The sequence below is a fragment of the Enterobacter cloacae complex sp.6700776 genome (assembly GCF_048284255.1).
GTDB lineage: Bacteria > Pseudomonadota > Gammaproteobacteria > Enterobacterales > Enterobacteriaceae > Enterobacter > Enterobacter intestinihominis.
The window spans coordinates 18,818-31,204 of sequence record NZ_JBLVYK010000010.1; the positions used below are offsets into that span (position 1 = coordinate 18,818).

Sequence of the window (12,387 nt, forward strand, 5' to 3'; positions counted from 1 at the left end):
ACCATGCACAAGACGCTGGATGTCATCACCATCGGCGAGGCCATGGCGATGTTTGTCGCCACCGAAACAGGCGAGCTGAGCGCAGTGGAGCACTTTATCAAACGCGTTGCAGGTGCTGAGCTGAATGTTGCTACCGGCCTTGCGCGGCTGGGGCTGAATGTTGGCTGGGTAAGCCGCGTGGGAAATGACAGCTTTGGCCATTTCGTACTCGACTCGCTGAAAAAAGAGGGCATTGATGGCGCAGGCGTGACTCTCGACGGACGCTTCCCGACGGGCTTTCAGCTGAAATCTAAAGTTGAAAATGGAACCGATCCCATCGTGGAGTATTTCCGTAAAGGCTCAGCGGCAAGCCATCTCTCCGTGGATGATTATCACGCCGCGTATTTCTCCTCCGCGCGCCACCTGCACCTGAGCGGCGTGGCGGCGGCGCTCTCGGCCAGTTCGTACGATTTACTCGATCATGCCGCTTCGGCAATGAAAGCGCAGGGCAAAACGATCTCCTTTGATCCAAACCTGCGTCCGGTGCTGTGGAAAAGCGAAGCGGAGATGGTTGAGAAACTCAACCGACTGGCGTTTCAGGCGGACTGGGTACTGCCGGGGGTAAAAGAGGGAATGATCCTCACTGGCGAGAGCACGCCGGAAGGCATTGCTGATTTTTACCTCAACAAAGGAGTAAAAGCCGTGGTGCTGAAAACCGGTGCTGACGGTGCATGGTTCAAAACTGCCGACGGCGAGCAAGGCGCCGTCGCTGCGGTAAAAGTCGACAACGTGGTCGATACCGTGGGTGCGGGCGATGGGTTTGCCGTCGGGATCATCAGCGCCCTGCTGGAGGGCAAACCGCTGTCGCAGGCCGTGGCGCGAGGCAACAAAATTGGTTCGCTGGCGATTCAGGTGCAGGGCGACAGCGAAGGATTACCAACACGAGCAGAGCTCGGAATCTAAATTCTCTCTCCCACAGGGAGAGGGCCAGGGTGAGGGCAGCAATCCGCACCAGATAATTAAGCCACCGTGTACCCTACAGACAACGGCGGCAACAACCTCAACAACAGAGGCAAGCCTATGAACAGTTCGACCAATGCAGTAAAACGCTGGTGGTACATCATGCCAATCGTGTTTATCACGTACAGCCTGGCGTACCTTGATCGTGCCAACTTCAGTTTTGCATCCGCCGCCGGGATCAACGAAGACCTCGGGATCACCAAAGGGGTTTCCTCCCTGCTGGGCGCCCTCTTCTTCCTGGGTTATTTCTTCTTCCAGATCCCCGGCGCGATTTACGCTGAACGCCGCAGCGTGCGAAAGCTCATTTTCATCTGCCTGATCTTATGGGGTGCATGTGCATCGCTGACTGGCGTGGTGAATAATATTCCTGCTCTGGCGGCTATTCGCTTTATTCTCGGCGTGGTTGAGGCGGCCGTCATGCCAGCAATGCTGATTTACATCAGCAACTGGTTCACAAAATCTGAGCGTTCACGTGCCAATACGTTCCTGATACTCGGTAACCCGGTCACCGTGCTGTGGATGTCGGTGGTTTCCGGCTATCTGATCCAGTCCTTCGGCTGGCGCGAGATGTTCATCATCGAAGGGGTTCCCGCGATTATCTGGGCCTTCTGCTGGTGGGTGCTGGTGAAAGATAAGCCAGCCCAGGCAAAATGGCTTTCTGAAGACGAAAAAGCCGCACTCCAGGCGCAGCTGGATAAAGAGCAGCAGGGGCTGAAAGCGGTGCGTAACTACGGCGAAGCCTTCCGCTCCCGGAACGTTATTCTGCTATGCGCACAGTATTTTACCTGGAGTATTGGCGTGTACGGCTTTGTTCTGTGGCTGCCGTCGATTATCCGCAGCGGCGGTGAAAACCTTGGCATGGTGGAAGTGGGCTGGCTGTCATCAGTGCCTTACCTGGCTGCAACCATCGCGATGATTATCGTCTCCTGGGCATCGGACAAGCTGCAAAACCGTAAGCTGTTCGTCTGGCCACTCCTGCTGATCGCTGCTTTTGCCTTCATTGGTTCCTGGGCCGTAGGCGCGAACCACTTCTGGGCCTCGTATACGCTGCTGGTGATTGCGGGTGCGGCCATGTATGCCCCGTATGGTCCGTTCTTTGCCATCATCCCGGAAATGCTGCCGCGTAACGTCGCAGGGGGCGCGATGGCGCTGATCAACAGTATGGGTGCGCTGGGTTCGTTCTTTGGCTCGTGGTTTGTGGGCTATCTGAACGGCGCCACCGGCAGCCCTTCAGCTTCTTACATCTTTATGGGGGTGGCGCTTTTTGCCTCGGTATGGCTTACTCTGATCGTTAAGCCTGCTAATAATCAACAGCTACCCGTCGGCGCACGCCACGCCTGAATCCTTTTAAATCAACGGAGATTAGCATGAAGCCGTCCGTCATTTTGTACAAAGCACTGCCTGAAGATCTGCAAAAACGCCTGGAGGAACACTTTACCGTTACCCGGGTAAAGAACCTCAGCCCGCAAACCGTGGCACAGCACGCCGACGCGTTTGCCTGCGCCGAGGGCCTGCTGGGTTCAAGCGAAAAGGTGGATGCAGCGCTACTGGAGAAAATGCCGAAGCTTCGTGCAACCTCAACCGTTTCTGTGGGCTACGACAATTTCGACGTGGATGCGCTTAACGCGCGCAACATCCTGCTGATGCACACGCCACATGCTCTGACGGAAACCGTCGCCGACACGCTGATGGCGCTGGTGCTCAGCACTGCTCGTCGCGTGGTGGAAGTTGCTGAGCGCGTGAAAGCGGGCGAATGGACGAAAAGCATTGGCCCGGACTGGTTCGGCGTGGACGTACATGGCAAAACGCTGGGGATTGTTGGGATGGGCCGTATCGGTCTGGCGCTGGCACAGCGCGCCCATTTCGGCTTCAACATGCCCATTCTGTATAATGCCCGCCGTCATCACGCTGAAGCTGAAGAACGTTTCAACGCCCGTTACTGCGAGCTTGATACGTTGTTGCAGGAAGCCGACTTTGTCTGCCTGATCCTGCCGCTGACGGATGAAACGCGTCATCTCATCGGCAGGGCGGCGTTTGAAAAGATGAAGAAATCGGCCATTTTCATCAACGCAGGTCGCGGCCCGGTGGTCGATGAGAAGGCGCTGATTGAGGCACTGCAAAACGGTGAGATCCACGCCGCCGGTCTGGACGTGTTTGAACAGGAGCCACTGCCGGTGGATTCTCCGCTACTGAACATGCCAAACGTCGTCGCCCTGCCCCACATCGGCTCTGCAACTCACGAAACACGCTACAACATGGCGGCGACCGCCGTGGATAATCTGATTGCCGCGCTCGGCGGTAAAGTGGATAAGAACTGCGTTAACCCGCAGATACAACAGTAGAAACGAAAAAACCCGCCAGAAGGCGGGTTTTTGAATTTTGTGCTACTGGGTTGGAAGCTTACAGGCTTACAACGTTACCAGCTGCTGGGCCTTTAGCGCCGCTTTCGATGGTGAAGGAAACTTTCTGACCTTCATCCAGAGATTTGTAGCCATCGTTCTGGATAGCAGAGAAGTGTACGAACACGTCTTTAGAGCCATCGTCAGGAGTGATGAAGCCGAAACCTTTATCAGCGTTGAACCATTTTACCAGACCAGTCATTTTAGCAGACATAGAAATTACCTTATTAACAAATATATTGTGCCTTCCGGCTTGATGGATTGCGTTACAGATTTTTAAGCGATGAAGGAAGGGTCACTACGAAGGGTATCTATGGATAACAATCTGGACTGCTTTACTAAACTGCTTTAGGTCTGTGTAACAAACCGACGAAGATAGTTATACCGATATGGTAGAAGAATGACAAGCGTTATTTTCATCATGCATAAAAAAACCCCGCCGAAGCGGGGGTTTTTCTTATTCCGTTGCAGCGACCGCTGCGCTCCAGGCCTGGCTAAAGGCCTGATGCTGGGACGCCAGCGGCCCTATCAGCGTATTGTACTGACTCGCCTGCTGGGAGGTCGGGAACTGGATACCGTTAGAGACGAAGCTCACCTGCGTACCCTGCTCATTAATAAAGTCACCCACCTGAACCAGCTGCTGAGTAAAGACCTGCGCCGCCGGGATCAGTGGTTGCAAGGCGTTTGACGGCTTGGTCACGACTTTCTCATACACCTGATCATAAACCGGCTTGAGATCCTCGTCCTGCTTCAACGCGGAGCGCGACGCATCAGCCTGCATTTTGGCATTTTGCAACTGCTGGCTCAGCACCCCAAGGGCGCCATTGGACTGGCGCAGCGGTTCGCGCTGGGTCATATAATCCTGTGGAACGCGAATGGCATTGACGCTATCCACGACCGGGCGAATACCCGAATCCATCGCCTGGCTTACCTGCTGTGAATAGCCATACAGAATGGCGTAATCCGACACGAATGGACCAAACTGTTTTTTCTGATCCGCAGTCAGCGTTGGTAAACGCTCGCCGCTACGCATCACTGTATTCTGTAGAAAATCGATAAACGCTTTGCGCTGATCGCCTTCTTTATCGAAACACCCACTCAGGCTAACAACCATCAACAACGCCGCAATAGGCGCAAACCAGCGAGAGCAGGACTTTCCTGTCGCCATTTTATTACTCCTTTCACCCAAAAAGCGCACACCGGCACACGCGTGCCCAACGCTGACAAGGATAGTCCAGGTCAGCCTTGCAAGATAGAGTTTTCATGCAAAACGGGTATTGCCGTTTTTGTACTGACTATTTACAAAAAAATACCTGTGCATCCCTACATATGATTAATCAGGTAATTAGCATAACTATCCATATAGCTGAAACGGGTAAAGCGATCGTTATCGCACAATTAATCACAACCGTGACGATCCTGTGTTTGGTTTAGGGACTATTCTTAACATGCTCTCTGATGTTCATGATCCCGATGTGTGATTTATGAGGAGTTCTCAATGGAATTAAAAGATCCTGAGTTTGAGCTGCTGAGCAGCCTGGAACAGATTATTTTTAAAGATGTACCGCCGACGGTTACCCTGAATCAAAAGTCCAATCCTTTTAGTGAATTTGAGCGTTTACGCAAAGGGTCGGGCCTGAAAACAGATGAATTCGCAAGAGCGATGGGTGTCAGCGTAGCGATGGTGCTGGAGTGGGAGTCAAAGCGTGAAAAACCTACCCCAGCCGAGCTAAAGCTGATGCGCCTGATCCAGGCAAACCCTGACCTTCGCAAGCAGTTAGCCTGATAAAGTTTGTTTGCCCCCGCCCTTGCGGGGGCTTGTGTTTAGAGGCTTTCACATCGCCATCCCGACTCTTCCCACACCAGCTCATGCGTCAGCTTTAATCCTGCTAAAAACGCTTCATCGTGCGACACCACCAGCAGCGCGCCGGGATAATCGGCCAGGGCCGCTTCAATGGCCTGAACGGAAGCCAGATCGAGGTGGTTGGTCGGCTCATCCAGAAGCAACAGCTGCGTTGCCGCTTCACGCCACAATACGCAGGCCAGTGCGGCCTTCAGGCGCTCGCCGCCGCTTAGATCGGCCAGTGGAAGTGTCACTTTCTCTGCGCCCAGCTGAAGCTGCGCTAAACGGGTACGCAGCGCCCCCTCTTCGAGCGGCGTATTGCCCAGGCTAAGGTGTGTCATCACCGACTGCGACAGATCCAGCCGGGAAAGATGCTGATCGAGATAAGCACATCTGACGGAGACCTTACAGGTTCCCGTAACAGGGGCGGTTTCGCCCAACATCACTTTCAACAGCGTGGATTTCCCACAGCCGTTCGGCCCGCGTAGCGCCACGCGCATCGGGCCATCCATTCGCCAGTTTATCGGGGAGACAGGCACGTGCGGAAGCACCAGTTCTTCCAGCACCAGCACCTGTTTTCCTTCCGGGATTTCACTGCCCGGCAGGGTAAACATCACCGCGTTATCCTCTTCAACCCGCTCGCGTGCCTGGTTAACCGCAGCGTTCAGGGCATGATTTTGATCGCTATGCTGTTTTTTCCAGGAACCAATCCGCTCTTTCGCCGCCCCTTTGTATTTGACCCGTTCAAACGAGGCGATGTTAAGGCTGTCGACCGTGCGAAGCGTTTTGGCCGAACGACGCTGGCTGTCGTCATGCTCTTTATGCATACGGGCGCGGGTACGCTTGCGTTCGGTGGCAGCATGCTCCAGCGCGGCGCGGGCAGCCAGCTGCTCAGCATCACGCTGGGTTCGATAGTCAGCATAATTCCCGCCGTAGCTGCGCAAGCCCAACGCGCTCAGTTCAAGGATACGCGGTACCTGGGCCAGCAACTCACGGTCGTGAGAGGCCACCAGCACCCCGCCCTGATACCGGGAAAGCTGCTCGTAGAACCACACGCGGCCTTGACTGTCGAGGTGGTTGGTCGGTTCGTCCAGCAGCAGGAAATCAGCATCCGCGGTGAATGCGCCGCACAGCAAGGCACGAATGCGCTCGCCGCCGCTTAGCTCTGCCGCGCGTTTGTTCGGCTCAAAAGAGGGAAGTTTTGCAGCGATAAAAGCCTGGCTTAGCCGTTCAGCCAGATCCCAGTAACCATCGAGCGTGTCGAGATCGTCGGGTTCATAATGACCGCCGTCGATGCGCGTGCGCGCCGCAAAGATCGCGTCGTAACCAAGCAGTCCGGCAAGAGTCGTATCCGCAGAAATATCCTGCTGCTGCGCCACATAGACGTGTGTACCAAAGCGCTCAATGTGACCGCTGGCGGGTTCATCAACCCCTGCCAGCAGACGCAGAAGGCGTGTTTTACCGCTGCCGTTGCGGCCAACCAGCGCACACACTGACGCATCCAGAGAAAGATTCAGTGGACCAAAAAGGATATCGCCCGTCGCAAACTGACAGGTGACCTGATGCAAAATAAAAGAGGGGGATTGCGCAAAATGAGCCATAAGCACTCCTGAATGAAATCAAAACATCCCCTGCCGACGCGATGCGTTGAGCAAGGATCGAAATTCATCAGTCGTGTTTGTTCATTTTTGGGGGGCGCTCCTGAGGGCGAAATTTAACGGGAACAAGAATAACGGCAATGCGCCGCCCATTTCAAGGTTAAATTTTCACCAGCGCTATTGCCCGAGCGTAAAAAACCCGCCGAAGCGGGTCTCACAATCAGATAAACGCAAACGCATCGCCAAACAGACGATCTTCCCGCGCGTCACGCTCGTTGCAGAACAGGTCGCGGGCAATTTTCGCCATTTCAAAGCGACCGGCAATGTAGATATCGTGCCCGGCCAGCGTTCCGTGATCCTGCAATACCGCAGTCAGCACCGTGCCGCTGCGCCCGCGCCAGCCCTCTTCCGGCTGCTCGACGACCGGCTCGATGCGCAGGTTTGGATGATTGACGCTCAGCGCTTCCAGCTCAGACAGATCGTAAAGGTGCTTCTCTTCACGGCCGCCCCAGTAGATGGTGATATCGCGATTTGGATTACGCGCCAGCGCCGTCAACAGAATAGAGCGGACATAGGAGAAGCCTGTACCACCGGCAATCAGGATCAGCGGACGGTCTTCGTCTTCACGCAGCCAGGCCTCGCCATGAGGAATATCGACCACGATTTCACGCTCTTTCAGGATGCGATCCATCACGGCCATCGCGTACAGGTTAAGCTCAGACGCACCAATATGCAGCTCAATAAATTCCTTCTCTGCTGGCGTTGAGGCCATAGAGAAAGGACGCTTATCACGCTCGTCCATCACGACCATCAGGTACTGACCGGCACGGAATGAGAATGCCGCTTCAGGAACCAAACGGACGCGATATACGGTGTCGGTAATAGCATCTACCGACGTCACTTTACAGCTTAAGGTTGTCATTCGCTCTCTCTGTCGGGAAGTCTATAGGGCTAAACGGTCTTATTCTGCCTTACCGTTATTCATTATGGCCAGCTCGTCCCAGATCGCGTCAATTCGCGCGGTCACGGCAGGATCTTTTTCGATCGGGCGACCCCATTCACGGTCGGTTTCGCCAGGCCATTTGTTCGTGGCATCCAGACCCATTTTTGAACCAAGGCCGGAAACCGGCGAGGCAAAGTCCAGATAATCAATCGGCGTGTTTTCCACTAACACCGTATCACGCGCCGGATCCATACGCGTGGTGATGGCCCAGATGACGTCATTCCAGTCGCGGGCATTGACGTCATCATCGCAGACAATCACAAACTTGGTATACATAAACTGGCGCAGGAAAGACCATACGCCCATCATCACGCGCTTAGCGTGACCGGCATACTGCTTCTTCATCGTCACCACCGCCAGGCGATACGAACACCCTTCCGGCGGCAGATAAAAATCAACAATTTCCGGGAACTGCTTTTGCAGGATCGGCACGAACACTTCGTTCAGCGCCACGCCAAGTACCGCCGGTTCATCCGGTGGACGGCCGGTGTAGGTAGAGTGATAGATGGCATCTTCACGCTGGGTAATGTGCGTGACGGTGAATACCGGGAAGTTATCCACTTCGTTGTAATAGCCGGTGTGGTCGCCGTACGGCCCTTCGGGTGCCAGCTCGCCCTGTTCAATGTAACCTTCCAGCACGATCTCTGCGCTGGCTGGCACTTCCAGGTCATTTGAGATGCACTTCACCACTTCGGTTTTGGTGCCGCGCAGCAGCCCTGCAAAGGCATATTCCGACAGCGTATCAGGAACAGGCGTCACCGCGCCCAGAATGGTTGCCGGATCGGCACCCAGCGCGACGGAAACCGGGAAGCGTTCGCCCGGATGGGCCGCGCACCACTCCTGGAAATCCAGCGCGCCACCGCGGTGGGACAACCAGCGCATGATGAGCTTGTTCTTGCCAATCAGCTGCTGGCGATAAATGCCGAGGTTTTGACGCTCTTTATGCGGCCCACGCGTCACGGTGAGGCCCCAGGTAATCAGCGGTGCGGCATCTTCAGGCCAGCACTGCATAATGGGAATTTTGGTCAGATCAACTGCATCGCCTTCCAGCACTTTTTGCTGGCATGGCGCGCCGCGCAGGCGTTTGGTGGGCATATTCAACACCTGCTTAAACTGCGGCAGCTTGTCGAACAGGTCGCGGAACCCTTTTGGCGGCTCCGGCTCTTTCAGAAAGGCCAGCAGTTTGCCCACTTCACGTAACGCCGTGACATCTTCCTGCCCCATGCCCATCGCCACGCGGCGAGGTGTGCCAAACAGGTTGCACAGTACCGGCATAGCGTAGCCTTTTGGGTTTTCAAACAGCAACGCCGGGCCGCCCGCGCGCAGGGTGCGGTCAGCGATTTCTGTCATTTCCAGATACGGATCAACAGGAAGCGTAATGCGTTTGAGTTCGCCCTGCTTTTCCAGCAGCGCCAGGAAGTCGCGTAGATCGTGGTATTTCATGCAGTTAATCATGGCCTCTCTGTAAGCGCTTCATTATACGGCGTAAGACCGCGTGATGCTGTAATTTTGTTAAATTAGCGTGAACTTCCACGACTTACTCTCTTTTTCGCCATTATAATCACCTTAGCGATCCCGCCAGGGTTTTGGTATGCTTGCGCCCCGAACAATGGGAAGAGTGATTATGCAGGCCTGGTATTTACTGTATTGCAAACGCGGGCAACTTCAGCGCGCACAGGAACATCTTGAACGTCAGTCTGTTAACTGCCTGACGCCCGTGATCACGCTTGAAAAAATGCAGCGTGGAAAACGCACGACCGTCAGTGAGCCTCTGTTCCCGAACTATCTGTTCGTTGAGTTCGACCCCGAAGTGATCCACACCACGACGATCAGCGCCACGCGCGGCGTCAGCCATTTTGTACGTTTTGGCGCCCATCCGGCAAGAGTACCGTCATCGGTTATTCATCAGCTCTCTGTCTACCAGCAGCCTGAAGATATTACCGATCCGGAAACCCCTTATGCCGGGGACAGCGTGGTGATCACCGAAGGCGCTTTTGAAGGGTTACAGGCCATCTTCGCTGAACCAGACGGTGAAGCGCGTTCTATGCTGCTGCTCAACCTGCTGAACAAAGAGGTGTTGCAGAGCGTTAAAAACACCGATTTCCGCAAAGTTTAGAACTGCACGCCGAACAGACGACGCACGTTGTCATCGGTTTGGGCTGCCAGCCACTGCGCGTCTTCCCCGCGCCAGTACGCCACTCGCTCAGCAATGTGTCCCAGATAAGCCGGTTCGTTACGTCGTGATGCCGGTTTGGGCTGCATATCCCGGGGCAACAGATACGGCGCATCCGTTTCCAGCAACAAACGATCGGCCGGGATTACGGATAACAGCTCGCGCAGCTCCAGCCCACGACGCTCATCGCACACCCAGCCCGTGATACCCAAGTAAAGCCCGCGGTTCAGGCAATCCAGCGCTTCCTGACGGGAGCCCGTAAAGCAGTGCAACACCGCGCCTGGCAGTTTCTCCAGCCAGGGGTCCAGTAGCGCCAGAAAACGTTCATGCGCATCGCGACAGTGCATAAACACCGGCATCCCCAGCTCTGCAGCCAGCGCGAGCTGGGCGGTAAATGCCTTCTCCTGCTCTTCAGGCGTCGAGAAGTTACGGTTGAAATCAAGCCCGCATTCGCCAATGGCAACCACTTCTGGCGTAGCCGCCAGACGATGAAGCGCCTCAGCGCTTTCCTGCGTCCACTGGCTGCTGTCATGAGGATGCACGCCTGCGGTGGACCAGCAGTGTTGATAGCGTTGCGCCAGCTGCCGTGCCTGCTCACTCTCATGCAGATTTGTTCCCGTCAGTAACAGCCCGTTCACGCCGGCGGCAAAGGCGCGCGCCACCACCTCATCGCGGTCTTTCGCAAACTGGGCGCTGGTCAGGTTAAGCCCGATATCAAACATACGTATCCCCATATGACAACCGCCCTGACGGGCGGTTGGTTTTATTCTTTAGTGGTCTCTTCAGACGGCTCGTCTTCTTCGTCCCGGGTACGCCCCTTTCCGACGTAGAAACGAGCGAAGAATACGCCGACTTCAAACAGGCAGTACATGGGTATCGCCAGTAAGGTTTGCGAGAAGACGTCCGGTGGCGTTAACAGCATACCTACGACAAATGCCCCTACCAGGATGTACGGGCGCTTCTTACGCAGATCGTCAGGCGTGGTCACCCCCACCCAGCAGAGCAGGACAATCGCGACGGGCACCTCGAAGGCGACACCAAAGGCCATAAACAGCGCCATAACGAAGCTGAGGTAGCTGGCGATGTCCGTCGACACCTGTACCCCTTCCGGCGCGGTATGCGTCAGGAAGCCGAAGGCCAGCGGGAAGACAACGAAGTAGGCGAACGCCATACCGATATAAAACAGCAGCGAACTGGACACCAGCAGCGGAATAACCAGCTTGCGTTCATGCCTGTACAGCGCGGGTGCCACAAATGCCCAGACCTGATACAAAATGACCGGCGCAGAGGCAATCAACGACACCCAGAAGGTCAGCTTGATCGGGGTAAAGAACGGCGAGGCAACGTCCGTTGCAATCATCGTTGCGCCCAGCGGCATCTGCTTAATCAGCGGTGCGGAAACCACCTGATAGATATCGTTGGCAAAATAGACCAGACATAAAAAAATGAGGAAAACCGCAATAATGCAGTTTAACAGACGCTTACGCAGCTCAATGAGGTGCGTAATCAGCGGTTGAGTATCATCTACTGCCATGTTTACGCTTTATCACTCGACGAGGGGGATGATTCGGAAACGGGCGCGGCGGGTTTTACCTCAGCCGTTTTGACCACGGGCTCTTCCGGCGGCACCTGCTTTTTCACTTCGGGCTCCTGCGGCGATTGCTCTGGCGAAGCAGCCTGATGTTCCGCGCTGGAAGGCGTCACACCCTCGCGCTGCTCTTCGCTGCCCTTCACCACCGGATTATGGATGGTGTTTGCTTCATCACTCGCCTTCTCAGGATCGTTAACGCTGTATGAGCGCTTCATGGATTCAGCCGCTTCGCGCAACTCATCCATGGATGCTTTCAGCTCCGGCGTCAGGTTATCCATGCTCGCCTTTTCAACCTTTTTCAGGCTGTCCTGAAATTCCTGAAGCTTCAGTTCCTGCGCCAGTTCGTTCTGCACGGTCGTTGCCAGCGAACGGAGCGCACGCACCCAGCCCACGACAGTTTTTACCGCAACGGGTAAACGCTGCGGCCCCAGCACAATCAAACCAATCACAAAGACCAGCAGTAACTCACCAAAACCAATGTCGAACACGAATTACACCTGCTCTTTATCGTGACGTTTGGCCTCTTCCTTTTTGGCTTCGTCCTGCTTATCGGCGATAGATTTAGCGGTAAAATCAGCGTCCTGACCGCTTTTTTCCTGCTTATTCTCATCATCGCTCATGGCTTTCTTGAAGCCTTTGATTGACGCGCCCAGGTCGGAACCAATTGATCCGAGTTTTTTCGTGCCGAACAGCAGCACAACGATGACGGCAATGATCACTAACTGCCAGATACTGATACCACCCATGCGTGTTCCCCAGTGATAGATGATTAATTAGTCAG

General features: G+C 55.0%; 14 protein-coding genes. 5 read left to right on the top strand and 9 right to left on the bottom strand.

Annotated elements, in window-relative coordinates:
• Positions 1 to 3: 3 nt before the first annotated feature.
• The 3 genes from ACNQ0T_RS15210 to ghrB all read left to right on the top strand — a co-directional run bounded on the left by ACNQ0T_RS15210 (position 4) and on the right by ghrB (position 3,341).
• Positions 4 to 942, top strand: a complete 939-nt coding sequence (locus tag ACNQ0T_RS15210; RefSeq protein WP_105322898.1) for a sugar kinase — start codon at positions 4 to 6, stop codon at positions 940 to 942.
• 117 nt (positions 943 to 1,059) lie between these two features.
• Positions 1,060 to 2,340, top strand: coding sequence for an MFS transporter (locus ACNQ0T_RS15215; RefSeq protein ID WP_001089079.1), 1,281 nt, complete (start codon positions 1,060 to 1,062; stop codon positions 2,338 to 2,340).
• A gap of 26 nt (positions 2,341 to 2,366) precedes the next feature.
• Entirely contained in the window at positions 2,367 to 3,341 is a 975-nt protein-coding gene (ghrB, locus tag ACNQ0T_RS15220) for a glyoxylate/hydroxypyruvate reductase GhrB (RefSeq protein WP_022646684.1), read from the top strand.
• Positions 3,342 to 3,399: 58 nt separating this feature from the next.
• Here the strand turns inward: ghrB and cspA are convergent, their stop codons facing one another.
• Complete coding sequence (cspA, locus tag ACNQ0T_RS15225) at positions 3,400 to 3,612, bottom strand: RNA chaperone/antiterminator CspA (RefSeq protein ID WP_003860775.1); 213 nt, start codon at positions 3,610 to 3,612, stop codon at positions 3,400 to 3,402.
• Positions 3,613 to 3,855: 243 nt separating this feature from the next.
• Positions 3,856 to 4,566, bottom strand: a complete 711-nt coding sequence (locus ACNQ0T_RS15230; protein ID WP_023299059.1) for a DUF3053 domain-containing protein — start codon at positions 4,564 to 4,566, stop codon at positions 3,856 to 3,858.
• Between the two features lie 330 nt (positions 4,567 to 4,896).
• On the opposite strand from ACNQ0T_RS15230, the gene ACNQ0T_RS15235 reads away from it, so the two are divergent.
• Positions 4,897 to 5,184 carry an HTH-type transcriptional regulator gene (locus ACNQ0T_RS15235; RefSeq protein ID WP_003860776.1) on the top strand — a complete coding sequence of 96 codons (288 nt, stop codon included), beginning with the start codon at positions 4,897 to 4,899 and terminating at the stop codon, positions 5,182 to 5,184.
• A 38-nt stretch (positions 5,185 to 5,222) separates the two neighbouring features.
• On the opposite strand, the gene ACNQ0T_RS15240 is transcribed toward ACNQ0T_RS15235, so the two are convergent.
• From ACNQ0T_RS15240 to ubiD, 3 genes are all read right to left on the bottom strand, one after another.
• Positions 5,223 to 6,842, bottom strand: coding sequence for an ABC-F family ATP-binding cassette domain-containing protein (locus ACNQ0T_RS15240; RefSeq protein WP_046621685.1), 1,620 nt, complete (start codon positions 6,840 to 6,842; stop codon positions 5,223 to 5,225).
• A 217-nt stretch (positions 6,843 to 7,059) separates the two neighbouring features.
• A complete protein-coding gene (gene fre, locus ACNQ0T_RS15245) occupies positions 7,060 to 7,761 on the bottom strand; it encodes an NAD(P)H-flavin reductase (protein ID WP_003860778.1) in 702 nt (233 codons plus the stop codon).
• Between the two features lie 39 nt (positions 7,762 to 7,800).
• A complete protein-coding gene (gene ubiD, locus ACNQ0T_RS15250; RefSeq protein WP_088581798.1) occupies positions 7,801 to 9,294 on the bottom strand; it encodes a 4-hydroxy-3-polyprenylbenzoate decarboxylase in 1,494 nt (497 codons plus the stop codon).
• Positions 9,295 to 9,466: 172 nt separating this feature from the next.
• Between ubiD and rfaH the strand changes: the two genes are divergently transcribed.
• Positions 9,467 to 9,958: a transcription/translation regulatory transformer protein RfaH gene (gene rfaH / locus ACNQ0T_RS15255; protein ID WP_032626529.1), complete on the top strand. Its 492-nt coding sequence runs from the start codon at positions 9,467 to 9,469 to the stop codon at positions 9,956 to 9,958.
• On the opposite strand, the gene tatD is transcribed toward rfaH, so the two are convergent.
• Genes tatD through tatA form a run of 4 tightly spaced genes read right to left on the bottom strand, consistent with a single transcriptional unit; the run spans position 9,955 to position 12,352 of the window.
• Positions 9,955 to 10,737 (bottom strand): 3'-5' ssDNA/RNA exonuclease TatD, encoded by a 783-nt coding sequence (gene tatD / locus ACNQ0T_RS15260; protein WP_032626531.1) that lies wholly within the window; start codon positions 10,735 to 10,737, stop codon positions 9,955 to 9,957. The genes rfaH and tatD overlap by 4 nt on opposite strands.
• Before the next feature lie 41 nt (positions 10,738 to 10,778).
• Positions 10,779 to 11,549: a Sec-independent protein translocase subunit TatC gene (gene tatC, locus ACNQ0T_RS15265; protein ID WP_022646678.1), complete on the bottom strand. Its 771-nt coding sequence runs from the start codon at positions 11,547 to 11,549 to the stop codon at positions 10,779 to 10,781.
• A gap of 2 nt (positions 11,550 to 11,551) precedes the next feature.
• Entirely contained in the window at positions 11,552 to 12,094 is a 543-nt protein-coding gene (tatB, locus tag ACNQ0T_RS15270) for a Sec-independent protein translocase protein TatB (RefSeq protein WP_022646677.1), read from the bottom strand.
• A 3-nt stretch (positions 12,095 to 12,097) separates the two neighbouring features.
• A complete protein-coding gene (tatA, locus tag ACNQ0T_RS15275) occupies positions 12,098 to 12,352 on the bottom strand; it encodes a Sec-independent protein translocase subunit TatA (RefSeq protein WP_022646676.1) in 255 nt (84 codons plus the stop codon).
• Positions 12,353 to 12,387 lie beyond the last annotated feature (35 nt).